At 59.9% G+C, this 25,491-nt stretch carries 23 protein-coding genes and 1 tRNA gene; 4 read left to right on the top strand and 20 right to left on the bottom strand.

The features are described 5' to 3' along the window. Positions 1-26: 26 nt before the first annotated feature. The 3 genes from E4631_RS02570 to E4631_RS02560 form a co-directional block, all read right to left on the bottom strand. Positions 27-1,394, bottom strand: a complete 1,368-nt coding sequence (locus tag E4631_RS02570) for a sensor histidine kinase (protein WP_240734623.1) — start codon at positions 1,392-1,394, stop codon at positions 27-29. 104 nt (positions 1,395-1,498) lie between these two features. Further along, the gene (locus E4631_RS02565) at positions 1,499-2,932 is read right to left on the bottom strand and encodes an ATP-binding protein (RefSeq protein WP_240734621.1); all 1,434 of its coding nucleotides are present in this window, start codon (positions 2,930-2,932) and stop codon (positions 1,499-1,501) included. Positions 2,933-3,028: 96 nt separating this feature from the next. Then, positions 3,029-4,198, bottom strand: coding sequence for an NTP transferase domain-containing protein (locus E4631_RS02560; protein ID WP_133658520.1), 1,170 nt, complete (start codon positions 4,196-4,198; stop codon positions 3,029-3,031). 75 nt (positions 4,199-4,273) lie between these two features. On the opposite strand from E4631_RS02560, the gene E4631_RS02555 reads away from it, so the two are divergent. After that, positions 4,274-5,482 carry a molybdopterin molybdotransferase MoeA gene (locus tag E4631_RS02555; RefSeq protein ID WP_133658519.1) on the top strand — a complete coding sequence of 403 codons (1,209 nt, stop codon included), beginning with the start codon at positions 4,274-4,276 and terminating at the stop codon, positions 5,480-5,482. Positions 5,483-5,559: 77 nt separating this feature from the next. Here the strand turns inward: E4631_RS02555 and E4631_RS25780 are convergent, their stop codons facing one another. The 9 genes from E4631_RS25780 to E4631_RS02515 all read right to left on the bottom strand — a co-directional run bounded on the left by E4631_RS25780 (position 5,560) and on the right by E4631_RS02515 (position 15,337). Continuing rightward, positions 5,560-5,706, bottom strand: a complete 147-nt coding sequence (locus E4631_RS25780; protein ID WP_166648151.1) for a hypothetical protein — start codon at positions 5,704-5,706, stop codon at positions 5,560-5,562. 34 nt (positions 5,707-5,740) lie between these two features. Continuing rightward, complete coding sequence (locus E4631_RS02550; RefSeq protein ID WP_133658518.1) at positions 5,741-7,150, bottom strand: OFA family MFS transporter; 1,410 nt, start codon at positions 7,148-7,150, stop codon at positions 5,741-5,743. 222 nt (positions 7,151-7,372) lie between these two features. Then, a complete protein-coding gene (locus tag E4631_RS02545; RefSeq protein WP_133658517.1) occupies positions 7,373-9,925 on the bottom strand; it encodes an FdhF/YdeP family oxidoreductase in 2,553 nt (850 codons plus the stop codon). Between the two features lie 63 nt (positions 9,926-9,988). Then, entirely contained in the window at positions 9,989-10,324 is a 336-nt protein-coding gene (locus E4631_RS02540; RefSeq protein ID WP_133658516.1) for a hypothetical protein, read from the bottom strand. A 426-nt stretch (positions 10,325-10,750) separates the two neighbouring features. After that, positions 10,751-11,626, bottom strand: a complete 876-nt coding sequence (gene fdhD / locus E4631_RS02535) for a formate dehydrogenase accessory sulfurtransferase FdhD (RefSeq protein WP_240734619.1) — start codon at positions 11,624-11,626, stop codon at positions 10,751-10,753. Positions 11,627-11,722: 96 nt separating this feature from the next. Then, entirely contained in the window at positions 11,723-12,835 is a 1,113-nt protein-coding gene (gene lpxB / locus E4631_RS02530; RefSeq protein ID WP_133658514.1) for a lipid-A-disaccharide synthase, read from the bottom strand. 109 nt (positions 12,836-12,944) lie between these two features. Then, on the bottom strand, positions 12,945-13,361 hold the full coding sequence (locus E4631_RS02525; protein ID WP_133658513.1) for a 6-carboxytetrahydropterin synthase: 417 nt from the start codon (positions 13,359-13,361) through the stop codon (positions 12,945-12,947). Between the two features lie 80 nt (positions 13,362-13,441). Further along, positions 13,442-14,446 (bottom strand): iron ABC transporter permease, encoded by a 1,005-nt coding sequence (locus E4631_RS02520; protein WP_133658512.1) that lies wholly within the window; start codon positions 14,444-14,446, stop codon positions 13,442-13,444. A 3-nt stretch (positions 14,447-14,449) separates the two neighbouring features. Beyond that, on the bottom strand, positions 14,450-15,337 hold the full coding sequence (locus E4631_RS02515; RefSeq protein WP_133658511.1) for an ABC transporter substrate-binding protein: 888 nt from the start codon (positions 15,335-15,337) through the stop codon (positions 14,450-14,452). 102 nt (positions 15,338-15,439) lie between these two features. Here E4631_RS02515 and rfaD point away from each other — a divergent pair, with 102 nt between their 5' ends. Then, positions 15,440-16,408 (top strand): ADP-glyceromanno-heptose 6-epimerase, encoded by a 969-nt coding sequence (gene rfaD / locus E4631_RS02510; protein ID WP_133658510.1) that lies wholly within the window; start codon positions 15,440-15,442, stop codon positions 16,406-16,408. Here the strand turns inward: rfaD and E4631_RS02505 are convergent. The 4 genes from E4631_RS02505 to rpmH all read right to left on the bottom strand — a co-directional run bounded on the left by E4631_RS02505 (position 16,405) and on the right by rpmH (position 19,593). Continuing rightward, positions 16,405-17,022 (bottom strand): hypothetical protein, encoded by a 618-nt coding sequence (locus E4631_RS02505; RefSeq protein WP_133658509.1) that lies wholly within the window; start codon positions 17,020-17,022, stop codon positions 16,405-16,407. The two genes, rfaD and E4631_RS02505, sit on opposite strands and share 4 nt — an antisense overlap. A gap of 49 nt (positions 17,023-17,071) precedes the next feature. Further along, positions 17,072-18,766 (bottom strand): S41 family peptidase, encoded by a 1,695-nt coding sequence (locus E4631_RS02500; RefSeq protein ID WP_133658508.1) that lies wholly within the window; start codon positions 18,764-18,766, stop codon positions 17,072-17,074. A 102-nt stretch (positions 18,767-18,868) separates the two neighbouring features. After that, positions 18,869-19,306: a ribonuclease P protein component gene (locus E4631_RS02495; RefSeq protein ID WP_240734616.1), complete on the bottom strand. Its 438-nt coding sequence runs from the start codon at positions 19,304-19,306 to the stop codon at positions 18,869-18,871. 128 nt (positions 19,307-19,434) lie between these two features. Next, entirely contained in the window at positions 19,435-19,593 is a 159-nt protein-coding gene (gene rpmH, locus E4631_RS02490) for a 50S ribosomal protein L34 (RefSeq protein WP_068337113.1), read from the bottom strand. Positions 19,594-19,797: 204 nt separating this feature from the next. Here rpmH and E4631_RS02485 point away from each other — a divergent pair, with 204 nt between their 5' ends. Next, positions 19,798-21,534 (top strand): M61 family metallopeptidase, encoded by a 1,737-nt coding sequence (locus E4631_RS02485; RefSeq protein WP_133658507.1) that lies wholly within the window; start codon positions 19,798-19,800, stop codon positions 21,532-21,534. A 192-nt stretch (positions 21,535-21,726) separates the two neighbouring features. On the opposite strand, the gene E4631_RS02480 is transcribed toward E4631_RS02485, so the two are convergent. The 4 genes from E4631_RS02480 to E4631_RS02465 form a co-directional block, all read right to left on the bottom strand. Next, positions 21,727-21,975: a hypothetical protein gene (locus E4631_RS02480; RefSeq protein ID WP_133658506.1), complete on the bottom strand. Its 249-nt coding sequence runs from the start codon at positions 21,973-21,975 to the stop codon at positions 21,727-21,729. Between the two features lie 91 nt (positions 21,976-22,066). Continuing rightward, positions 22,067-22,672: a TlpA disulfide reductase family protein gene (locus tag E4631_RS02475; protein WP_240734614.1), complete on the bottom strand. Its 606-nt coding sequence runs from the start codon at positions 22,670-22,672 to the stop codon at positions 22,067-22,069. Between the two features lie 150 nt (positions 22,673-22,822). Beyond that, positions 22,823-23,752: a PfkB family carbohydrate kinase gene (locus E4631_RS02470; protein WP_133658505.1), complete on the bottom strand. Its 930-nt coding sequence runs from the start codon at positions 23,750-23,752 to the stop codon at positions 22,823-22,825. 99 nt (positions 23,753-23,851) lie between these two features. Further along, positions 23,852-23,925 (bottom strand) — tRNA-His (locus E4631_RS02465). Positions 23,926-24,063: 138 nt separating this feature from the next. Between E4631_RS02465 and E4631_RS02460 the strand changes: the two genes are divergently transcribed. Beyond that, complete coding sequence (locus E4631_RS02460) at positions 24,064-25,485, top strand: DEAD/DEAH box helicase (RefSeq protein WP_133658504.1); 1,422 nt, start codon at positions 24,064-24,066, stop codon at positions 25,483-25,485. The last annotated feature ends 6 nt before the right edge of the window (positions 25,486-25,491 follow it).

Below are 25,491 nucleotides of genomic sequence, written 5' to 3'. Positions count from 1 at the left end.
AGTAAAGGTAAGAATGCGCGGCGCTGCTAAAATGGCAGCGTAATGCGAAATGTCGTGCCCTGGCCTTCGCAGCTTTCTACTGCCAATGTACCGCCGTGGCCTTTGGTAATAATATCGTGGCTGAGGGAGAGGCCCAGGCCCGTGCCCTCGCCGCTGGGCTTGGTGGTGAAAAAGGGCTGAAATATTCGGCTCATCAGCTCGGCCGGAATGCCCGTGCCATTGTCGCTCACCTTTATCTCCACAGCTTCGCCTATCTGGCGGGTGGCCACGCCCACGGTGGGCGCGTAGCCCGGCTCACCCAGCTGCTGGCGCTTTTGCACGGCATAAAAGGCGTTGGTGAGCAGGTTGAGTAGCACCCGGCCCACGTCGCCACTCACCGCCTCTACGGGGGGTAGGGCGGGCGCAAAATCGGGCTGCAAGGTGGCGTTGAACGACTTGTCTTTGGCCCGCAGGCCGTGGTAGGCCAGGCGTAAGTATTCGTCGGCCAGCTGGTTGATATCGGTGAGAGCGCGCTCGCCGGTGCTGGCGCGGCTGTGCTCCAGCATACCGCGCACAATGCCCGAGGCCCGGCCGCCGTGCTGCGCAATGCGGCCCAGGTTTTGGCGCAGGTCGGCCAGCAGCTCCGTTTCGAGGGCGCGGTCGCGGGTAGGGCGGGCGCGCTCTTCGGCCAGCTCGGCTACCAGCTCGGCACTCACCTCAGCGAAATTGTTGACGAAGTTGAGCGGGTTCTGAATCTCGTGGGCAATGCCGGCCGTGAGCTCACCCAGGCTGGCCATTTTCTCGCGCTGAATGAGCTGGTCCTGCGTTTCCTGTAACTCTTGCAGCGTGGTGCGCAACGCGTCGGTTTGGCGGGCCAGGTCGGCCGTGCGCTGGGTAACTTCGTATTCGAGCGTCTGGTTCTGGCTCTCAATAGCGCGCTGCTCCTGCTCGGCCAGCTGGCGCACCTGGGCCTCAGCCTTCAGGCTTTTGGCCTGGCTGCGGGCTACCAGCAGCAGCACGCCTAGCCAGCACAGGGCCAGGCCCTGCGCATTGTTCAGCACATCGCTTTTTGACCAGGCCGGCGCCAGGGGCCGCAGCAGCAGGTCGAGCGCCTGGCAGGCGGTGTAGGGCACCAGGCCCGCCACCATCCACAGGGCCGGCCGATAGGCCCGCAGCCGCCAGCCAATGGCAATACCCACGCCCAGCACCACTACCAGAAACAGGTCGTTGAGCCAGCCTATCACCGGCCCGCCCACCAGCAGCCCCAGCGTTGTGAGAACTGCCATTGGCTGCCAGACTCGCGCCAGCCAGCGGTCCCACTGCGGCAGGCGCGTGGGCGTATCCAGCGCTTTACGCCCCCAATACACCAGCCCGGCAGCCATGGGGGCCGTCACAAAAAACTCACTGTCGGCCATGAAATCAGTTAGTTAAGGCAGTTTTAGTGTTCCTATCCAGCAGTAGAAATCGCGGTAAGGTAAAAAGCAAGCCGGCAACATATCCCGGCCCAGCAACCAGTACGTCAGCCAGCCGCCCGAAACGGCAGCCGCACGGCAAATTCGGTAAACTCTCCCTCCTGGCTTTCCACGGTGAGCGTGCCGCCGTGGCCCTGCACCACAATGTCGTGGGCCAGCGACAGGCCCAGGCCTGTGCCCTCGCCGCTGGGCTTGGTAGTAAAAAAGGGCTGAAATATCTTGGCCTGCACGGCTTCGGGAATACCCGTGCCGTTGTCGCGAACGCGTATTTCCACCTCGTCGCCGTCGCGGCGGGTAGCCACGCTCACGGTGGGCACGTAGCCGGCCACGCCGCACTGCTGGCGCTTTTGCACGGCATAAAAGGCGTTGGTAAAGAGGTTCAGCAGCACCCGGCCCAGGTCACCGGGCACCACGGATACCAGCGGCAGCAAGGCCGCAAAGTCAGTTTTGAGCGTGGCGTTGAAGGTTTTATCCTTGGCCCGCAGGCCGTGGTAGGCCAGGCGCAGGTACTCGTCGGCCAGGGCATTTAGCTCGGTGGGCTGGCGCTCGCCAGTACTCTGGCGCGAGTGGGCCAGCATGCCGCGCACAATGCTGGCCGCCCGCTGGCCGTGCTGGTTTATTTTGGTGAGGTTGTGGCGCAGGTCGGCTAGCAGCTCGGCTTCGAGGCTGAGGTCGGGGGTAGGGCTGGCCTGCTCGGCTTCCAGCTCAACCACCAGCTCGGTGCTCACATCGGCGAAGTTGTTGACGAAGTTAAGCGGGTTCTGAATCTCGTGGGCAATGCCCGCCGTGAGCTCGCCCAGGCTGGCCATTTTCTCGCTCTGAATAAGCTGCTGCTGCGTGGTGCGCAGCTCGGCCAGGGCCGTTTGCAGCTCGCTGGCCTGCTGGGTGAGGGTAGCGGTGCGCTCGGTTACCAGGCGCTCTAGCTCGGCATTGCGGGCGGCGGTGAGCTGGCGCTGGCGCTCTTCCTCGGCGCGGCGCACCTGCTCTTTAGCCAGGCTTTGCTTCTGGTACATCGCCACCCCATACAGCCCAAATAGCAGCGGGGCACTTATTTTACTGACTACTTTAACATACCCATCCACCGCCCCGATGAAGTGGATACCCAACGTTTTCTGCCCTACGTCGAGACCTCGAAACAGCGCCGGCAGGGCAATGGCCCACAGCATAGTAGCTGCTGGCCGGTAGTGGCGCACCCGCCACAGCACGGCGGCCACCACCCCATACGTAAACAGCTGGTACCACTTGGCAAACAGCGGATTCTGGTAGTGGAGCGCGGCCGTCAGGCCAAAGCCCACCACGGCGGGCACCCACAGCCCCAGCAGCCAGGCGCGGGCACGGGGCAGGTGGCGGGGCCTATCGAGCAGACTGCGCACCAGTATCGCCAGCAGCATCCCAAACCCGGCCGCTATCAGCAAGTCCCAGTTGGCGTGCGTTTTCCAGTAGAGCGCCAGGTCTTTCCAGTGGCGAGCGTCGTCGTTCATAGCCGGGCGCCGGGGCGGGCATGGTCAATGGGTGCCGCGCCTTCAACGGCCTGCAAGTTAGAGCCCGCCGGCCTACCCCCGCACCCGGCCCCGGCCTTAACCCAAGGCCTGCTCGGCCGCCGCGCGCTCGGCAGGCGTGTTCACGTTGCGCAGGACATCACCATCGGGGGTAGGCAGCACCTCTACATCACTATTAATGAGCATTTTACGGGGGCACGAATAGCCCAGGCTCAGAAAGCGCAGCAGCTCGGGGTAGGCGCGCGGCTCGAAAATGGTGATGAGCGGCTCGGGAAAATCGTTGTTCGGGCTCTGAAAGGCCGTGGCCAGGCGGCCGGGCTGGCGGCCCGCCACCAGCTCGCGCAAGGTAGCCTCCGTCAGAAACGGCAGGTCGCAGGCCAGCACCAGCCACGCCGCATTCGGGTCGCGCCGAAACGCAGACAGGATGCCGCCCAGCGGCCCCAAGCCCAGAAAGGTATCGGGCAGCGGCTGGAGGCCGGCGGGCAGCTCGGCCGCCTGCTCGGCGCGGCACGACACGAATACTTCTTGGCACACCTCGGCCAGCAGGCCGGCGGCTACTTCACGCTGCTCGCGGCCGGTGGCACCGTAGCGCAGGCGGCCCTTGTCGGTTTGCATGCGCTGGCTGAGGCCGCCGGCCAGCACCAGGCCGCGCAACGGGGCGCGGCGCGCGGCCAGCCACTGCCCTACCCAGGCGGCCAGGCCGGCCACGTCGGCCAGGGCAAAGCGGGGTAGCCCGGCATGATGGGGCAAGTGCGCCTGTAGGTAGTCGGGGATTTCGCCTACCCCCTCGGCCAGCACGAACGCCTGCACGTCGGTCAGCTTATCTAGCTTGTGGTCCAAGGACTTGCGCGGGTCGATGAGCACGATTTGCTGGCGGGCGCGGAAGTGGTTGCCGTTCACCAGCACCAGGTCGGCGCCGGCCAACAGCTCGGGCTGCGCAAAGCGGTCGAAGGCGCCCCGGTCGTCGCGGCGGCGGAAGTGAATTTTATCCGTCACCTCCACAAAAGCCCCGGCTTGCAGCAGCGGGCTCAGGGTGTGGGCCGCGTCGGCGTCGCCGCTGGCGTGGTCGGCATCGACGTAGCCCACGCGGTGGCCGGCCGGCGCCAGCGCGGCCGTGAGGCCCGCAGCCAGCTCCTGAATAGCGCCGCAGGGTGCCCCCAAAAAGGCCAACTCGTGGCGGGCAAATTCGCCGAGGTCAGGGCGGCTGAGGTCGGCGTGCTTGGTGCGGGGGGCAAGGTTTTCAGTCATAGCTTTCATAACAATTCGGCGGGAAAATAGCTTGAATTTAGCTTGCTCGCTTTTCTTTCCACTTCTCCTTCTTACGTGCTTTCCGTCGCAGACGCCTACCGCCTGGTGCTGGCTACCGCCCGCCCCCTACCCCCCGAAACCGTGCCGCTCGCCGCTGCCGTTGGCCGCGTGCTGCACCAAACCGTAGTGGCCGACCGCGATTTTCCGCCCTACAACCGCGTGACGATGGACGGCATTGCCCTGCGCTTTGAGGCGCTGGCGGCCGGCCACGCCCCCTTTCGCATCGAGCGTACGCAGCTGGCCGGGGCCGTGCCGCAGCCACTGGCCGACCCGCTGGCGGCCATCGAGATAATGACCGGCGCGGCCCTACCCCCCGGCACCGACACGGTGGTGCGCTACGAGGACGTGGACTTTAGCAGCGATGAGCCGCGCCGCGCTACCGTGCGCGTGGCCCCGCCCCGCCAGGGCCACAACGTGCATCCCCAGGGCAGCGACCAGCCGGCCGGCGCGCGCCTGCTGGCGCCCGGCCTCGTGCTGAGCCCCGCCGAAATTGCGGTAGCGGCCTCAGTAGGTGCGGCTACGCTGGCCGTGGTTCGCCGCCCACGCATAGCCGTGGTGAGCACCGGCGACGAAATAGTGCCCGTAGAGGATATGCCCCTCCCCCACCAGATTCGGCGCTCCAACGCTCACATGCTGCAAGCCGCCCTAACCCTGGACGGCGCCGAAAGCACAATTTTTCATTTTGACGATGACCTGGCCACTCTGAAAGCGGAGCTGCCGCCGCTGCTGGCTGGCTTCGACGCGGTGCTGCTGAGCGGCGGCGTGTCGAAGGGCAAGGCTGACTTTTTACCGCAGGCGCTACGCGAGTTGGGTGTGGAGGAGATTTTTCATCGGGTGGCGCAGCGGCCGGGCCAGCCGTTCTGGTTTGGGCAGGCGCCGGGCGGGGCAGTAGTATTTGCGCTGCCCGGCAATCCGGTGGCCACCTTCGCGGGCTACTACCGCTACGTGCGCGGCTGGTTGCGCCAGTGCCAGGGGGTAGGGCCCGCACCCCAGGTGTTTGCGGTCCTCACCGAGCCCGTTGAGTTCAAGCCGGTGCTCACCTGCTTCCTGGCCGTGCGCCTTGAGCCGGGAACCGATGGCCGCCTGCTGGCCCACCCTACCCCCACCGCGGGCTCGGGTGACCTGGCCGGGCTGCTGGTGGCCGATGGCTTGCTGGAACTACCGCCGCACCTCACGCACTTCGCGGCGGGCACCGCGTGGCCCGTGTGGCCCTACCGCGCGTAAAAATCCACCTTTCCAAAACGCGAAAAGCCGCCCGATTCCTAAAGAATCGAGCGGCTTTTTAGCTTCAGGCAAATTGCTTACTTAAACAGCGCCAGGGCTTTGATAAACGTTTGCGAGACGCCCCACACCAGCGGCACGCCGACGAAGAGCCAGGCCAGGATGACTGAGCCGCCCGCAGGCGCATCAGTTGCGACCGGGGAGGCGGAATTGGGTTTCGGGTTCATACACTACGAAAGTTAGAGGGTGAGGAATGGCAGCCTAGTGGCCGCCCGCTTCGATGGTTACCGGGCCTTTTTCCTGGTATTTCTCATTCACAGCCGTGATGGCCAGGTCGGCCAGCAGGCCCACTACGAGCAGCCCGGCCATGGTGTAGAATACGTTTTGGTAAGCGGCCGCGCCGGTCAGGCCTTTTTCCTTGGCGTGGTCGTGCAGCTGGTGCACGATGAGCGGGCCAAGTACGCCGGCCGTGCTCCAGGCCGTGAGCAAGCGCCCGTGAATGGCACCTACCTGGAACTTGCCGAACAGGTCAGACAAGAACGCCGGGGCCGTAGCAAAACCCCCGCCGTACATACTCACAATTACGCAAGCTGCTATTACATAGAACGTCAGCTGTAGGTTGTGTCCCAGCGTCGGCACGAGGGCGTAGAGCAAAATGCCCAGGCCAAAATAGATGGCGTAGGTGGTTTTGCGGCCCAGCTTATCGGAAGCTGACGACCAGAAGAAACGACCCAACAGGTTGAACAAGCTGAGCAAGCCCACAAAGCCAGCGGCGGCGGCAGCCGTTACGCCATTCCCTACCCCCATCGCTTTGTCCGAAAACGTGTCCTGGATGAGCGGCGAGGCAGTTTCGAGCAGGCCAATGCCGGCCGTTACGTTGGTGAGCAGCACTACCCACAGCAGCCAGAACTGCGGCGTCTTGATGGCATTGTCAGCCGATACGTTGCCGCTGGTGATGAGCGCGCTGTGCTCGGCGTTGGGCACGTAGCCAGCCGGAGCCCAGTTGTCTGCGGGTACCCGGATGGTCCACACCCCAAACTGCATGAATAGGAAGTAGATGATGCCCAGCACGATGAACGTCGGCGCTACCCCCTGCGGGGCCGAAGCCTTGAAGTGGCTCATCAGCGCTACCGACATGGGCGAGGCAATCATGGCGCCCCCACCAAAGCCCATGATGGCCATACCCGTGGCTACCCCCTTGCGGTCGGGAAACCACTTAATAAGCGTGCTCACCGGTGAAATGTAGCCAATACCCAGACCAATGCCGCCCACAAAGCCGTAGCCAAAATACAGCAGCCAAATATTGTGCTGGCTAATGCCGTAGGAAGCAATCAGGAAGCCGCCGCCGAAGCAGAGCGCAGAAGCCATCATGGCCTTGCGTGGCCCCACGCGCTCCAGCCACTTGCCAAACAGCGCCGCCGATAAACCCAGCAGCACAATGGCAATGGAAAAGGTAATGCCAATCTGCGTAGGCGTCCAGTCGCTGGGGGCTGGGTTGGCGGGGTCACCGCTAATAAGAGAGCCCAGCGGCTTGTTAAATACACTAAAAGCGTAGGCCTGCCCGATAGCCAGGTGGATGGCCAGTGCGGCTGGTGGTATCAGCCAGCGGTTGTAACCGGCCGACGCAATGGTGCGGCTGCGGTCTAGAAGAGAAGAAGAAGTATCGGCCATGCGGGTGGGGTGAAAAATAAAGATTATGAATGTTACGCTGCTTGTAAGCGCCTATTTCAGTGCAAGGTAGAAGCATCCTTTCACTCGGCAAGCAGCGCAAGTATCTTTTTTGCTAATCTGCTATAGGCAATCAACGGTTCAGTTTGCTTTTGGTTGGGGTTATTAAGTAAAACGCCCCCGACAAGACGTCAGGGGCGTTTTCAGCGTGCGGCAAGTGGCTGATTAGGCCATTGCTGCTTCGGCGACCGACCGATGTTGCGCGGTAGCCTTCGTCACTTTTGACTTAACCACCGTCACTACCACGTATTTTGAGGTGGGCGTATTGCTCACCTTGGCTACGCTCGAAATGGGTACCAGCGGGTTAGCCTCGGGGAAGTAGGCAGATACGTTGCCCTTCGGAATATCGTAGGGCACTACCTGAAATACCTCTACCGTGCGGGTTTCGCCCTCAAAATGGCTTGTGATATCAATCAGCTCCTTGGCTTTGAGGCCACGGTCTTTAATATCCTCCGCATTCATAAACAGCACTCGGCGCTCGCCGTGCACGCCCCGGTAGCGGTCGTTATAGTCGTAGATGGTGGTGTTGAACTGGTCGTGGCTGCGAATGGTCATCAGCACCAGCTGGCCGGGCTCCAGCGGGTATTTCTCCAGCTCAGTGGCCGTGAAATGCGCCATGCCGTCTTCTGTCGTGAACTTGCGCTCGCGGGGACCGTTGGGCAGGTAGAAGCCACCTGGCCGCTTCAGCTTCTCATTGAAGTTATCGAAGCCCGGAATAACCCGGCTGATGTGGTCGCGGATAACGTCGTAGTTCTGGGTCATGGCCACCCAGTCGCCCTGCAGCTTTTCGCCGAGGGTAGCAATGGCTACGCCGCTCAAAATGGCTACTTCGCTCAGCATCTGGCCGGGCAGCGGCGTCAGCACGCCCTTGTTCTGGCTCACTACCCCCATCGAGTTCTCACACGACGTCATCTGGTGTCCCGACTGCTGCATGTCGATATCGACGTGGGCAAAGGTGGGAAGCAGCAGGCTGGTTTCGCCCGTAGTCAGGTGGCCGCGGTTGAGCTTGGTGGCTACGAACACGGTCAGCTTCTGCTTGCGCATGCCGTCGGCAATCAGCTCGGTGTCGGGGCCGGCAGCCAGCAGGTTGCCACCCAGGCTAAAGAACACCTGCGTTTTGCCCAATGCCATCGCCTTGAGGCTGTCCACCACATCGCGGCCGTGCTCTTTGGGCGGCTCAAAGCTGAATTCCTTGCCCAGCGCTTCCATAAACGATGGCGCCATCTTTTCCCAAATACCCATCGTGCGGTCGCCCTGCACGTTGGAGTGGCCGCGTACCGGGCAGGTGCCCGCGCCAGGCTTGCCGATAGCGCCTTTCATCAGGTGCAGGTTCACAATTTCTTGAATCGTCTGCACACCCTGGCGCTGCTGGGTCACGCCCATGGCCCAGCAGGTAATAATCTTCTGCTTGTGGGCAATCAGGTTAGCGGCTTCCAGCAGCTGCGCGCTGGTCAGGCCACTCACTTCCTCAATATCGGCCCAGCTGGTATTGCGGATGTTTTGCTCAAAATCCTCAAAGCCAAGGGCAAATTCCTTGATGAAGGCATGGTCAACTACCTGGCCGGGGTTTAGGTCCTCGGCTTCGAACAGGTGCTTCATAATGCCGCGCAACACGGCCATGTCGCCGTCTACCCGCACTTGCAGAAACACGTCGGTTATGAGCGTACCATCACCCAGCAGGGCGCCCATAGCCCGTAGCGGATTCATAAAATCCTGCGGATTACGGAAGTGGTTGAGGCCGGCTTCCATCAGCGGGTTGATGCTGATAATCTTGGCCCCGTTGCGCTTCGCAATTTGCAGCGCCGACAGCATCCGGGGATGGTTGGTGCCGGGGTTTTGGCCGATGATGAGGATTACCTCGGCCTCGTGAATATCATTTAGCGTGACGGAGCCTTTGCCCAGGCCCAGCGTAGGGCTCAAAGCCGAGCCGCTGCTCTCGTGGCACATATTCGAGCAGTCGGGCAGGTTATTCGTGCCGAACTGGCGCGCGAAAAGCTGGAACAAAAACGCCGGCTCGTTCGGGATTTTACCCGACGTATAGAACGTCGCCTCATCGGGAGAGGGTAGGCCGTTGAGCGTGTCGGCAATGAGGTAGAAGGCGTCGCGCCACTCGATGGGCTCGTAGTGCGTGCCGCCGGGACGCTTCACCATGGGGTGCGTGAGGCGGCCCATGTTATTCTGGTCGCGGTCGGTGAGGCGCGACAAGTCAGCGAGGCTGTACTTGGCAAATACCTCCGGGCCACAGGCTTTATCGTCGGCGTCGGAAGCAGTGGCTTTGGCGCCGTTCTCACAAAACTCAGCTATCGAGCGGTGGTCATCGGGGTCGGGCCAGGCGCACGACGAGCAGTCGTAGCCATCCTTTTGATTAAGCTTAAGCAAGGCCTTGGTGCCACGCGCCAAGCCCGCCTCACCCCAGTTGAACTCCATCGACTTGAGCACGGCCGTTACGCCCGCCGCAATGCGCTGCTGAGGTGATATCTGCAGGCCGGTCAACTCTTCGGGAGGCTGCGCCAATACGCTGTATTTGTGTTTATTACCCATAGTATCCGGAACGCCTACGTGGGCTGCTTCTTTTTTATGGTTGCCAGTTGCGGTGTAGTTATCGGCAACGGGGGTAGCACCCTGATTGGGGCGCTCGCCACTTTTAGGCTTGTTTTCAGCCTGTTGCTCCGCTGGGTTTTTGGCTTTGGTGGGGTCGTTGGCGGGGGAATCCTGCATGAGATAGTAGAATAAAAAGTAGCGTTTGTAAGCTAACTGTACCCGTCCAGGTTTTGCCTGAGGCTAGTGGCGGCAGTCAAGGTCTTTCTCTACCAAGATACGCAATTCCTGGTTTTTAGCTACTAAAACCTGCTCGCTAAAGCCAATGTTTTCGGTTTCAGTCCACTCGCGGGCAATAGTAGCCGGCACTTGCACGGCCAACCGTCCAGCTTCGTAGTGCACCTGCACGGCCGTGGCTAGCCCAGTATCAGGCAGGCGCTCCAGCGAATAGTGCAGCGTTGTATCGGGGGTAGGGCCAAACGCAATAGTGTACGCCACCTGCCCGGTGCGGGCAAACTGCGCCACCTCGGCCTCCGATAAACGCAGGCGCAGGGAATTTTCTTCAAGTCTTAACTTCATAAATCACGGATTATGCGGATTTTAACGGATTTCACGGATTTTGTGGACGGCGCTTTTTGGGCTTCGCCTGTCCGTAGCCTTACGTAATATTTATCTCGCTCATTGGTTTGCTGGTGGGGTACTGAGGGGGGTAGGGACCTCAGACTTCAACTAGGCTTGACTTACCACTAACCATACAGGTACAGCCTGGCAAACTCAAGTTGCAGCGTAGCTGGCTGCGGGGGAAAGTTTCAGTTGGAGGGGCCAGCTAGCCGGTCCGCCGGTGCGAGCCGGCCGACCGGTTATCGTTGACAAATGCGGCCCCAGCAACGACAACCGGTCGGCCTGCTCGCGCCGGCGGACCGGGGAGCATGCCTCGCAACTTGAGTTAGCAAAGCGCCGTCCACAAAATCCGTGAAATCCGTCTAAAATCCGTCTAAAATCCGTTTAATCCGTGATTCTTTGAGCATGGGTATAAATGTTGAAGCGCTCTTGCCGCACAAATCCGAGCAGGGTGAGGCCAAACTCCTCGGCCGCCTCCACGGCTAGGCTGCTGGGCGCGCCCACCGCCGCCAGAATCGCTACCCCCGCCACGGCGGCCTTTTGCACCAGCTCGAAGCTGGCCCGGCCGCTGAGCAGCACAATATGCTGGCTCAAAGGCACCTGCCCGGCCAGTAGCGCGGCCCCCACCACTTTATCGAACGCGTTGTGGCGGCCCACGTCTTCGCGCAGCAGCAGCAGCTCACCCGCCGCCGAAAACAGCGCCGTGGCGTGCAGGCCGCCAGTTTGCTCAAACACGCGCTGGGCCGCCCGCTGCCGCTCGGGCAAGGAGTGGATGAGAGCGGCCGACACCCGCGGGCTGTCGGCTGGCGGGGGGGTAGGGCACGAGCTGGCGTGTACCGCCTCAATGCTGGTTTTGCCGCACACCCCGCAGCTTGACGTGGTGTAGAAGTGGCGCTCCAGCCGGTTCAGGGCCACAGCCACGCCGGGAGCCAGCTCGGCGCGTATCACGTTGCCGCGCTCCTTGGGCCGGCGTGGGTCGGCGCGGTGCTCAATCATTTCGATATCAGCAGTTTGCTGCACCAGGCCTTCACTCAGCAGGAAGCCCGCTACCAGCTCGGCATCGTGGCCGGGCGTGCGCATGGTCACGGCCAGCGTGTGCGTCTGGCGGTGGTCGGCGGAGCCATAGCCCAGGCTGATTTCGAGCGGCGCCTCTACGGCCAGCAGGTCGGTAGCTGCCGTGACGGTATTGCCCACTACGCGCTGCACGGTGGTGCGCTCGGCACTGGCCAGGGACGGTGGCTGGGGGGTAGGCATAGTCATGGGGTTTTAAGTGCGCTGGCTTACGAGCTCAGCTCCTTCTGCGTAAGCCTTCGCGCCCTCTACGAGCTAAAAACGGCAGAAGCTGATAACGTAGCGCTAAGCCTCCTGCAAGTAGCTTACCATCAAAGTAGCAGCCTGGCGGGCGGCGCTGTGCTGGCCCAGCTTCTGGCGCAGCTCGGCGTAGCCGGCCCGCTGCTTGGCGATGTATTCCTGATCAGTGAGCAAGCGCTTGAGCTCATCAAGCAGATTGCGGGCCGTGAAGCCGCCCTGGATGAACTCGGCCACCACGTCGCGGCCCACAATGAGGTTGACCAGCGAGATATACGGCACCTTAATTACCGCTTTGCCAATGAGATAGGTGAGGCTGCTGGTGCGGTAGCACACCACCTGCGGCACATTAAACAGCGCCGTTTCAAGGGTAGCCGTGCCGCTGGTCACGAGGGCCGCGCTGGCCCGGCTCAACAGGTCAAATGCCTGGTCAAATACCAGCTTAATGCCATTGCGCTCAAAGTGTTGGTAGTATGCCCGGTCAAGATTGCTCACGCCGGCCACCACAAACTGATACTCCTGAAACGCGGGCAGCACGGCCAGCATTTCGTGCAGCATTTCCTCGATTTCCTGCTTGCGCGAGCCCGGCAGCACGGCAATAATCTGGCGCTTGGGGTCGAGGCCGTGCTGGACCATAAAGTCCGGGTTTGGCTGAAAATTCGCCACCTCATCGGCCGTCGGGTTGCCGATGTAGTCTACCTTATACTCAAAGCGCTGATAGAACTCCTCCTCAAAGGGTAGGATAACGAACATCTTGTCTACCAGCACCTTTATCTTTTCGACGCGGCTTTGGTTCCAGGCCCAGATTTTGGGCGAGATGTAGTAGAACACCCGGATGCCCTGCGCCTTGGCCCAGGCCGCCATGCGCAGGTTGAAGCCGCCGTAGTCCACCAGTATCAGCACATCGGGCTGGTAGCCGAGAATATCGGCCTGGCACTGCTTCAGAAACCCCCGAAATTTGAGCAGGCTAGTAGCAGTTTCCCAAAAGCCCATCACGGCCAGCTCGCGGTAATGGCGCACCAAGTGGCCGCCCTCCGCCTCCATCTGGTCACCGCCCCAGTACCGAAAATCGGCAGCAGGGTCCTGGCCTTTCAACTCGCGGAGCAGGTGGGCGGCGTGGGTGTCGCCAGAGCGCTCGCCGGCAATGAGGTAGTATTTCATTTGGTTTGATTATGAATTATGAGTTATGAGTTATGAATTGATAATCAAGGCCCTATCGAAACAGCAGACTCAATTCATAATTCACAATTCATAAATCATAATTTCGGCGCTAGCCGCCAAAGTATTCCACCGCGTTGCGGGGCGTTTCGTAGATTTTCACGCAGTGTAGCTTGGCCGAGCTGATAGCGGGTAGCTCGCGCTCGATAATCTGCCAGAAAGCCACAGCCAAGTTTTCGGTACTAGCCAGCTGGCCAGTCAGGAAGGGCACGTCGAGGTTGAGGTTTTTGTGGTCAACCTGGTCGGTGATGTGCGTGCGCAGCAGGTCACTCAAAGCCTTGAGGTCCACTACGAAGCCGGTGTCGGGGTCGGGCTGGCCCTTCACGGTCACTATCATCTCGTAGTTGTGGCCGTGCCAGTTCTCGTTGGCGCAGGGACCGAACACCTCCGCATTGCGCTCCGGGCTCCAGGCGGGGTTATAGAGCTTATGGGCGGCATTAAAGTGCTCGCGGCGGCTAACGTATAGCATGTTTTTAGGTGTCAGTTATTCGTTATTAGTTGTCAGCCCTTTTTCGCACAGCCTGACAACTGACAACGAACAACTGACACCTAGAAACTCTTTTTCCGCAGCAAAGATACGAAAAACGGCACCCCCAACAGGGCCGTCACCAGGCCCACCGGCAGGCCGGCGGGGGGGTAGAGCAGCCGCGCCAGCAGGTCGCAGGCCAGCAGGAAGCCACCGCCCAGCACCGCGCAAAACGCCAGATTAGCCCGGCCCGCCGTGCCCAGCAGCCCCCGCGTGAGGTGCGGCACCACCAGGCCCACGAAGCCTATCGGCCCGCACAGCGCCACTACCCCCCCCGTGAGGGCCGCCACCAGCCCCAGCAGCAGCCAGCGCAGCCGCGCCACCGGCAGTCCCAGCGCCTGCGCCCGCTCCTCGCCCAGCAGCAGTAGGTTTAGGTCTTTTTGCAGAAAAACCAGCAGCCCCAGGCTGGCCACCAGCACGGCCGCCGGGTAGCTCAGCACCGCCCAGCTGGCCCGCTCAAACGACCCGAACGCCCAAAAAACCACCGTCTGCAAATTGCCTTGGTCAGCCTTTAAAAATGTAATAAGCGAGCCCGCTGCTGCCGCCAGCGCGCCCACCGCTACCCCCCCCAGCAGCAGCGGCGCCGGCAGCACCCGCCCCCGCCGCGAGCCAATAGCCACCACCAGTACCGTGGCCAGCAGCCCACCCGCCAGGGCCGCCAGCGGTGGCAAATACAGCCCGCCCCACGTGAGCGCCGGAAAAAAAAGGTAGGTGATAATAGCCCCCAACGATGCTCCCGACGCCGTGCCCAGCAAATACGGGTCGGCCAGCGGATTAGTCACCAGCGTTTGCAGCAGGTAGCCGCTCAACGCGAGGCTCGCGCCAGCCAGCCAGGCCAGCAGCAGCCGCGGCAGCCGCAGCTGCACCAGCACCAGCTGGGCCGGGTCGGTGGGGTCGTAGTGCCGCAGCGTGCGCAGAATAAACTCGCAGCTAGTGACGTACGAGCCCACGCGCAGCCCCAGGCCCAGTAGCAGCAGCGTGAGCAGCGTGCCCGCGAGCAGCCATCGGCCGGGGTGCGTGGCAGGCATAAGCTAGTTGGTTAGCAGGCGTTGCAGCTCGCGCACGGCCTCCACCACGCGGGGGCTGGGGCGTTGGAGCAGGTTGGGCATGGTGGCAAACACGCGGCGGCCCTGGTAAGCGCGGGTGCGTTGCAGTTCAGGGTTGTTCTTGAAAAACGTGCTGTCGAGCTTCCCAAACCGGCCGCCGAGCACCACGTCCGGGTTCATCTTCAAAATGTACTCCCGCGTCAGGGCCGGGAAGGGCTGCGGAAAGGTATCTCGCACCGCATTTTGCCCGCCCGCCAGCCGAATTTCGTCTGTAAACAGCGTGTTCTGGCCGTAGGCATAAATAGGGTCGGCCGAAGCCAGGGCCAGCACCGTGGGCCGGCGCGGGGGGGTAGGGCCAGCCGCCAGCTGGTCGAGCTGCGCTTGCAGCGAGTCGGTGAGGTGGCGGGCCTGCGCCGGGCGGCCCAGCAGCTGGCCCAGGTCGTTGAGGCCGCGCAGCACATCGGCCACGCGCCGGTATTTCTGATAATAGACCGGGATGCCGAGCTGCTCCAGGCGGGCGGCCGCGTCGGGAGGCGTCATGCCTTCTATCGTAAAAACCACGTCGGGCCGCAGGGCCACGAGTCGCTCCAAATCGAGGGGGTAGGAGTTCACCAGCGGCTTGCGTAGCGCGGCGGCCGGGTAGTCGTCGGCCTGCGTGCGGGCGATGATGGTGGCCGTATCGGCCACGGCATACAGCATTTCGGTGAGACTAGGGGCCAGCGCCAGCACGCGGCGCGGGTGGGCGGGCAGGGTCAACTCCCGGCCCAGGTCGTCGTGCACTTGCACGGTAGCCGGGGGGGTAGCCAGCTTGTTTTCTGACTGGCAGGCCACCAATCCGGCCAGTAATAGACTAGTAATGGGCCAAACGCGCATGACCGCAAAGGTAGCCAGCAAGCGCACGGCGCTACCTTTAAGGCCAGATTTCGTTTGTAGTTCAGCTAGTAGCTTTCTGCTATCAGCTATCAGCCAAAACCTATGATAGTCGTCACCGGCGCCGCCGGCTTCATTGCCAGCTGCCTTGTATCCCGTCTCAACGCCGCCAATTTCAACGACCTGGTCGTGGTTGACAACTTTGCCATTGAGAAAAAACTACCTAATATTCAGGGCAAAAAGCTGCGCGAATACGTGGACCGCGAGGAGTTTTTCGAGTGGCTCGATACCCACCACGAGCAGGTGGAGTTTGTCTTCCACCTCGGCGCCCGCACCGATACCGCCGAGCAGGACCCCGCCGTTTTCGACGTGCTCAACCTCCACTACAGCAAGCAGATGTGGCAAGCCTGCGTGCGCTACAACCTGCCGCTGGTATACGCCAGCAGCGGCGCCACCTACGGCGACGGCCGCCTCGGCTACTCCGACCAGGACGACGCCCTACCCCTCCATTTGCGTCCGCTCAACCCCTACGGCGACTCCAAAAACGACTTCGATACCTGGGCGCTGGCCCAAGAGGAGAAGCCCTATTTCTGGGCCGGGCTCAAGTTTTTCAACGTCTACGGCCCCAACGAGTACCACAAGGGCCGCATGGCCTCGGTCATCCTGCACGCCTTCCGCCAGATTCGCGAAAACGGCAGCATGCAGCTCTTCCGCTCGCATAACCCCGAGTACATCGATGGTGGCCAGATGCGCGATTTCGTCTATGTAAAAGACGTGGTGGAAGTATGCTACTTCCTGCTGCACCACCGCACGCACTCAGGCCTCTACAACCTCGGCACCGGCCAGGCCCGCACCTTCCAGGACCTCGCCCTCAACACCTTCGCCGCCATGGGCCTACCCCCCGATATCCGCTTCCGCGACACCCCCGAGGACATCCGCGACACCTACCAGTACTTCACCGAAGCCGACATGCGCAAGCTGCGCAGCATCGGCTACGACCGGCCGTTTGCATCGCTGGAGGAGGGTATTCGGGATTATGTGCAAGGGTATTTGGTTGCGGGAGCTTATTACTAGGGTTTGTAATTTGGATTCTGACTAATATAATCCTCTATAACTTCCTCTAACGTGTAATCTTCCTCATCCTCGGAAAAGTCAGCTATAAATTTCTTTAATTCATTAGCAGAGAATGCGGGACTAATAAGAACTTCATGGATATGGTCAGCTAAAAGTCGCTCTAATATTGATTTATAATCTCCTTCGAAGTAAAAGTCTAATGTATCTGGCCCTTCATCACATTTCCAAAATTCATAGCGCCTGATTGTTCTTGCTTCTAAAGACGTATAAAACCACTTATCAGCGTATTGATTTTCACTCCAAGAGGTTGAGTGAGCACGAAATTTCCACAGAAAACCATTCTCGAAATCGCTACTATTGACTAGGTCTTCCTTGAAATTAGGAATGCCCCACTTTTCACGATTAGCAGTAAAGTTTTCTTCGCTTTGTTCGCAGATAAACGCTGCTCTAGTTTCCGCAGATTCTGTCCTCAGGCTTTGAAGTTTTTCTACGATTGACAGACGAAGCTCTTTGGATTTAAGAATGTTGACAAAATCTGCATATGAATCAACCGTACCTTTTAAGATACTGGTTTGATTAATAAGATTTTCGAGCATTTGCTTTCTTTCGTTCATATTAAAGCATTAAAAAAGCAGACCAGATGGTCTGCTTTTTCTTTTAGTTCTACTTCGTACCCGCCGACTTCGTGGCGCTGGCGGCCCTACCCCCTGGTTTTAGCAGCGCCGCGTAGCGGTTGGGGTCGTTGAGCACGGCCACGGCGGCCTGGATATTGGGGTCGTCGTCGAAGCCCGCTTCGGTGCGGCCCTTCTCGTAGTAGTAGCGCGAGGCGATTTCTTCCTCCAGCAGCTCCCTGATTTCGGGTTTAAAGCGCTGCAAGTCGTTGGTTTTGTTGGCGGCTACTTTGCGCTTGATAGCGTCCAACTCGGGCTTCACGTCTTCGTAGTGCTTTTCCTCCTTCACCTTCTTGGTAAGGTCGGTGAGCACGCGCTCGGCGTCGGTGCTGTAGGCCATGCTCTTGCCTTGCAGGTACGCGACAAACTTTTGGTAATCCGTATCTGACAATTTGAACTCACGGGCCGGCACGATGGTGGCGTGCTCGGAGCGGTAGCGGGTAGCGTAGTCGAACAGGTAGCTCTTCTGGATGAGCACGCGGGTAATGTCGGCGATTTCGCGGTCCTGCACATCTACATCGGGAGCCACGCCGCCGCCATCGTACACGGTGCGGCCGGCGGCCGTTTTGAAGGCCGTGCGCAGCGAATCCGGGAACTTGGTCAGCGCGCCATCATCGGCGCGGTGCGAGTAGTCGATTTCCTGAATGCAGCGCCCGCTAGGGATGTAGTACTTGGCCGTGGTCACCTTCAGCTGCGAGTTGTAGCTCAGCGGCCGGGTAGCCTGCACGAGGCCCTTGCCAAAGGTGCGCTCGCCCACCAGCACGGCGCGGTCATAGTCCTGCAGCACGCCCGACACGATTTCCGACGCCGAGGCCGAGCGGTTGCTCGTAATGATGGCAATCGGTATTTGAGTATCGAGCGGCACGTCGAGCGCCTTGTATGTCTTGTTCCACTCCGTCACCTTGCCCTTGGTGCTTACTACGTCGAAACCCTTGTCTACAAACAAGTTGGAGATGTTTACCGCCTCATTGAGCAGCCCACCGGGATTATCACGAATATCAAAAATCAGTTTTTTCGCACCTTTTTCCTTGAGCTTTACCACGGCGTTGCGCACTTCGCGGCCCGCATCCATCGTAAAGCCGCCCAGCTGAAAGTAGCCAATATCGCCGGTTAGCATGCCGTAATACGGCACGTTATCAACCTGAATTTTATCGCGGGTGATGTCGATTTCGACCGGCTTATCCTGGCCGTAGCGCGTCACCATCAGCTTGGCCACCGAGTTGGCTTGGCCCTTGAGCAGCTTGCTAATGTCGGCGTTGGTCTTTTTATCAACATTGATATTGTTGATAGTCAGGATTTCATCACCGGGTAGCAAACCAGCCTTTTGGGCGGGGTAGCCCTCGTAGGCGCTCTGCACCACCGTTTTGCCATTGCGCTTCACCACCACCGCCCCGATGCCGCCGTACTGGCCGGTCGTGAGCGTGCGGAAGTCCTCAATATCGTCCTCGGGTATGTAGTTAGTGTACGGGTCCAGCGATTTCAGCATGCCGTCGATGCCCGTTTTCACCAGCTTGCCGGGCGTAATCTCGTCCACGTAATACGTGTTCACTTCCTTGAAGAGGGTAGCGAAGATGTCGAGGTTCTTGGCAATCTCAAAATACCGCTCGCTATCGGACGCGGCCCGAAAGCTAACAAGGCCGAGCGCGCCCAGACCAAGAGTTGCGAGTAATTTTTTACGGTTTATCATCGGGCAGAAAGATAATGAAGAATGCCGGAGGAAACGCTACTTAAATAGCGATTCTTATTTTCTCCCAATTCATTCTTCGTTTCTTAGTGAAGAGTTGCCTACCTACGATGCAGGTTGCACCGCGGCTTCTGCCAGCAAACGATTCATCCCGGAAATTAATTTTTTTTCTATCAGGCCCAACTCGCTTTTTTCTTTGCCCGTGTACAAAATCCCCAGTAGCGCCACCGGATGGCCATTTTCAGCTTCCAGTAAGCGGTACTTATTCAAGCGGTAGGCCTCGCGCATCAGGCGCTTGAGGCGGTTGCGGTCCACGGCCCGCTTGAAGGTGCGCTTAGGCACCGTAATGAGCACTTCGGGGGGGGTAGTGGTGCGCGCCGGGGCCGGCATCCAGGTGAGGCGCAGCGGGTAAACTCCCAGCGAAGGATTCTGGCGATTAAAAAGCTGCTCGATGCGCTTTTTGCTGCACAGGTGCTCCGCTTTGGGGAAAGTATACGTTCGGCCAGTGGGCAGCGGCGCGCTGGCGGCGGGGAGTTCGGTCACGATAGTAGAAATGGCGAAGCCGCATTGTAGCGGTAGTTATTCCTGGCTAAGCCAAAGAAGTACCTACCCCAACAATGCGGCTACCTGCCAGACAAAAGCTATCAGCTAGTTGCTAACAGCTTAAAAACCTAGCGCTTGTGACGGCCTTCGTCCGATACGGTGAGGCGCTTGCGGCCTTTGGCGCGGCGACGGGCCAGCACGTTGCGGCCGTTAGCGGTTTCCATACGGTTGCGGAAACCGTGCTTGTTGCGGCGCTTGCGCTGCGAGGGTTGATAGGTACGTTTCATGTCCGGTCAAATTGCGAGTTGGGCCGGCAAAGGTACGAATTTCGTTTTAGAATAGCAAGCGCTAAGTAAAACGGAGTGCCACTCCGTTTTGCATCCAAGTCATAAGGTACGTAGTAGGCGTACCCTACCCCCTTATTTACCACTGCTTGCGTCCAAACGGAGTACCACTCCGTTTTACATTGCCAGTTGCATTCCCTCTTGCCCATGACTTACTATCACATTTCCTTCGAAAATCCGCTCACGTTTTACCTCCAGATTCAGCTCATGGTGGAGGTGCCGGCCGAGGCTGACGGCCCGCTGGCCTTGCAATTGCCCGCGTGGCGGCCAGGCCGTTATGAGCTACAGAATTTCGCCCAGAAAATTCAGCGGGTCGAAATCAGTGATGCCGAAACCGATGCGCCCCTACCCTACCGCAAAATGACCAAGGACCGCTGGGAAGTGACCGGCGCGGCGGGCCGCAGCGTGCGCGTGCGCTACAATTTTTACGCCCACCAGATGGATGCTGGCGGCTCGTGGCTCGACGCTACGCAGCTCTACCTCAACCCCGTACAAGCCCTGATGTACGCCGAGGGCCAGCAAGACGCCCCCTGCCAGCTTACCCTCGACCTGCCCGCCGACTGGCGACTGGCCTGCGGCCTACCCCAGACGCTTCCCAATACGCTGCAAGCCAGCAACTTTGACCAGCTGGCCGATGCGCCGCTCATTGCCAGCCCCAGCATTCAGCACCAGCAGTACGAGGCGGGTGGCGTGCCCTTCCACGTGTGGGCGCAGGGCGAGGAAGCACTAGTTAATTGGCCCCGGCTGCTGGCTGATTTCAAGGCGTTTTCGGAGGAACAGATTCAGCTGTTCGGCGACTTCCCAGTGACTGATTATCATTTTCTTAACCAGTTTTTGCCCTACCAGCACTACCACGGCGTGGAGCACCACAACTCGACGGTGATTGTGCTGGGCCCGGCCGAGCTGCTGATGCACGAGGCGCTATATAAAGAGCTGCTGGGCGTGAGCTGCCACGAGCTGTTTCATACCTGGAACATCAAAGCCATTCGCCCGGCCGAGATGCAGCCCTATGACTACGCCCGCGAAAATTATTTTCGCACCTGCTACATCGCCGAGGGCATCACGACCTACTACGGCGAGTACCTGCTGGCCCGCAGCCACGTGCGCACGCCGGCCCAGTATTTTGAGGAACTGAACATCGTGCTGCGTAAGCACTACGACGACATGGGCGGCCAGAACCTAAGCCTGGCCGATGCCAGCATGGACCTCTGGCTCGATGGCTACCGGCCCGGCGTGCCCGACCGCAAGGTGAGCGTGTACCACAAGGGCGCGCTGGCCGCGCTGCTACTCGACCTCACCATCCGGCAGCTGCACGGCCACGCCCGCAGCCTCGACGACGTGATGCGTCGCCTCTACGAGGACTTTGGCAAAACCGGCATCGGCTACACCGATGAGGACTACGCGCGCATTGTGGGCGAAGTGGCCGGCCGCAAAATGCAGGTCTATTTTGATAAGTTTATCAATGGCACCGCGCCCCTGCAAGAACCGCTCGACAAGGCGTTGCACACCGTGGGCTGCCAGCTGGTGACCATGGAAAACGCCTCAGCCTCAGAAGGCACTTTTGGCTTCCGTACGGTGGTGAAAAACGAGCGCACGGAGGTCACTTATATCTGGCCCGGCTCGCCGGCCGCCGCCGCACTCACCGTCGATGATGAGATTGTGGCCATCAACGGCCGCCGCGTCGATATGAATCTACAGAGCCTGCTCAGCACCGAGGCCCCGCGCTACGAGGTGGCCGTATTCCGGCAAAACCGGCTGCTGCTGGTGGAGCTGGCCGCGCAGCCGGGGGTAGGGTTTGGCACCCGCTACGCGGTGGAGAAGCTGGTCGAGGCCGACGAGGCGCAGAAGGCCGGCTTCCAGAAGTGGCTGGGCTGGGACCACTGATTAGCACGGATTTTAGCGGATTTCACGGATTTCGTGGACGGCACGGCTGGCCTGTAGCTGGCTTCTATGATACTATTTATCAAATGTCTTGCAACAAAAAAGCCACCTAAAGAGGTGGCTTTTTTGTTGCGTTTGTTAGTCAGCCGCAAAGCGGCGTATTCGCGAAATCAGTTGAATCCGCTACATCTGCGGTTAGTGCTTCGTGTCGCCGCCTTTGCCCACTTTGCCTTTGTTAATAGACATCGGGTTGTTACCCTGCGGGTTGCTGCGGATATTGTTTACACCTTCGCCGGCATCGGCGCCGTCGGTGGTGTTACCTTGATGCGACACTTGATTATTGTTCGGGTTCTGCACCTGGGTGCTCTTCTTCTTGGTATTCTCGAAGGGATTGACAGACGTTTTTTCGTCCTTCGGGTCGGCGTCTTTATGAGCTAATGACATGGCGGGAAAAGGATTAGTGAGCGTATCCTTAGTGTACCCACTAAGGGGCCATAAGGTTGCCCCTACCCCCTGCCTGCGCCCCGAAGCCAGGTTATTCGGCCAGCTTCTCTAAGGCCGCCAGGAAGGCAGGTGTGTCGTAGTCAGCCATGCCGTCGTGGCGGTCGGCCAGCCGGCCGGTGGGCGTGAGGATGACGGTAGACGGAATGGAAGGCGGGTCGAACGGCGTGGGTAGCGGCGCGGCCGGGAAAAATACTGGCAGCGTGTAGCCCTTCTTCTTTAGAAAAGCCCGCGCCTTGTTCGGGTTTTCATCGAGTGAGATGAGCACGAAGGCCACTTTGGCGGTGTCCGTTTTTTGGTAGAGCGCTTGCAGGCCGGGCATTTCGGCCAGGCAGGGCGGGCACCAACTGGCCCACAGGTTCACGAGCACCGTCTTGCCCCGAAACTGGCGCAGGTTGGCCGGGCGGCCGTTGAGCGTGAGCAGTGGAAGGGGGTAGGGATAGTCAGCGCGCACGCTGGCAAACTGCACGAGCAGCGCGGCCGGGGCCGTGGGCGGCGCGGCATGCCAGAGCCCGGTTGCCAACAAGCCGCGTTGCAGCGTACTCAGCACGGGTAGGCGCAGGTTGGTCGTCATCACCACCGCGAGGGCGGCGAAGGCAAATACTTCACCTAAGTTTTTGCGCAGCCAGGTAGATAGCATAGGTCAGGATGTAGGTTGAGTAAGGATAAAAAAGAACGTCATGCTGAGCTTGCCGAAGCATCTTGCTCGGACCGTTGGAATACTAATCCTAACGACGCGAACAAGATGCTTCGGCAAGCTCAGCATGACGTTCTTTTTAACCTTTATGACCTAGGCCGTGACGCCTACCGGCTGCACTCTCACCAACTCTTCAAACTGGGCTTCGCGGGCTTCGATTTCTTCTTGCGTAAGATTCAGCAGGCGCTCGGTACCGAATTTCTCGACGCAGAACGAGGCCATTGCCGAGCCGTGGATAACGGCACGCTTGAGGTTCTCAAACGAGCAGTCGTCGGTGGCCGCTATGTGACCGATGAAGCCGCCGGCGAAGGTATCGCCCGCGCCGGTCGGGTCGAATACTTCTTCGAGGGGTAGGGCTGGGGCGAAGAACACCTTATTCTTGTGAAAGAGCAACGCGCCATGCTCACCCTTCTTGATAATCAAGAACTTGGGCCCAAGAGCCAGGATTTTGCGGGCGGCTTTCACTAGCGAGTACTCGCCCGACAGTTGGCGGGCTTCCTCGTCGTTGATGCTGAGCACGTCAATCATTTCGATGGTGGCCAACAACTCATCGGGGGCCGAATCCATCCAGAAATTCATGGTGTCGAGCACGATGAGCTTGGGGCGGTTGACCAGGCGCTCGATGACTAGGCGCTGCACCTGCGGAGCCAGGTTACCCAGCATCAGGTACTTGCAACCCTGGTAGCTATCCGGGATGAGGGGGTCGAACGAGCCGAGCACGTTCAGCTCCGTCGTAATGGTTTCGCGCGAGTTGAGGTCCTGGCTGTACTTACCCGACCAGAAAAACGACTTTTCCTCGGGCTTTACTTGCAGGCCTTCGGTGTCGACGCCGTGGGTTTCCAGAATCTGGATGTCGGACTGCGGAAAGTCGCCGCCCACCACGGCCACCAGGTTTATGGGCTTGGTCGAATACGAGGCCGACAGGCTGATATAGGTAGCTGCGCCACCGATGATTTTGTCGGTTTTGCCAAAGGGAGTTTCCAGGGCATCGAAGGCCACGGAGCCGATAACGAGCAGACTCATTGCGGGAAATTAGAATTGGGTAGAGAATTGGGCGATGGGTACCCAACTATGCAAATAACAAAAAAAGTCCCCGGATTCGCATCCGGGGACTTTTGCGAGGGTAAATAATGGGGCTCGAACCCACGACCTTCGGAATCACAATCCGACGCTCTAACCAGCTGAGCTATATCTACCGTGTGGTGATTTGGGAGTGCAAAGATACGTGAGGGATTGTTTTTCGCAAGAATTTTTGCGTAAAAACTCACCTGTCCTTGCGAGTGTCATGACGGCCGAAACGGGATTACTCAATAAAATAGCCCGACCTTTGCCGGATGGATACCCCCGCTGCCTTCGCCGACTTCAAGCTTAACAAGCAATTACTCACCGCCGTAGCCGAGGCTGGCTTCACCGAGCCCACCCCGGTGCAGGTGCAGACTATTCCGCTGCTGCTGGCCGGGCACGACGTGCTGGGCATTGCCCAAACTGGCACCGGCAAGACGGCCGCTTTCGGCCTACCCCTGCTCATGAAGGTGAAGTATGCGCAGGGGGAGCACCCGCGGGCGCTCATTCTGGCCCCGACGCGCGAGCTGGCCATTCAACTCGAAAAACACCTCAAGGCACTGGCCACCTACACCGATTTGCGCATTTTTGCCATCTACGGCGGGCTGGGGCCCAAAACCCAGATTGAGACGATAAAGGCAGGGCTGGACATCCTGATTGCCACGCCGGGCCGCCTGATGGAGATTTATTTAAAGGGCGACCTCATCTTCAAAAACCTGCAAACGCTGGTGCTCGACGAGGCCGATAAGATGATGGATATGGGCTTCATGCCCCAGATTCGGCGCATCCTGGAAATTATTCCGCGCAAGCGCCAGAACGTGCTTTTCTCAGCCACCATGCCCGAGCGGGTAGCGGTGCTGAGCGAAGAATTTCTGGAATTTCCGGTGCGGGTGGAAGTGACGCCGCCCGCCCAAACGGCCCAGACCATCACCCAGAGCCTGTATGAGGTACCCAACCTGGCCACCAAAATAAACCTGCTGGAGCACCTGCTGCACCGCGATGCAGCCGAGATGACGCGGGTGCTGCTCTTTACCCGCACAAAGGAAAACGCTGACCAGGTGGCCGCCTTTCTCAAGCGCAAAGCGCCCGTAGGCGAGGTGCGCGTAATACACGGCAACAAGGGCCAAAATGCCCGCATGAACAGCATGGACGCCTTTAAAGAAGGCAATGTGCGCTACCTGGTGGCCACCGACGTGGCGGCCCGCGGCATCGACGTGCCGCAGGTGAGCCACGTGGTGAATTTTGACGTGCCGCTGATATTTGACGACTACGTGCACCGCATCGGGCGCACAGGGCGGGCACGGCACGCGGGGGCGGCCATCACCTTTGCCGACCCCACCGAGCGCCAGCACATGGAGCGCATCGCGGAGCTTATCAACCAAGAAATTCCGCTGCTGCCCATCCCGGAGGAAGTCTCGCTGACCAACACGCCCTTTATCGAAAAACAGGTGCAGGACCGCACCCTTGACGAGCAGCGCCGCCGCCAGGACCCCGATTTTAAGGGTGCTTTCCACGAAAAAAAGGAGTGGATAAAGCCCGGCGTAACGGTTGATAAGCGCACCGGCAAGGCCTTCGAAGAAGGCAAGCACCACAAAAAGAGCCAGAAGGGTAATAAGAAGAATCCCGGCAAAAAAGGCGCTTCGGCCCCCGCTATGAAGGCCATAGCCGCCCGGCCCCGTCGGCGCAGCAGCTAGAATAGC

Origin of the sequence: Hymenobacter sp. UV11, assembly GCF_004684095.1 — a bacterium.
Classification (GTDB): domain Bacteria; phylum Bacteroidota; class Bacteroidia; order Cytophagales; family Hymenobacteraceae; genus Hymenobacter.
The sequence above is the reverse complement of the archived record's forward strand: the minus strand, read 5'-3'. Positions and strand labels throughout refer to the sequence as shown.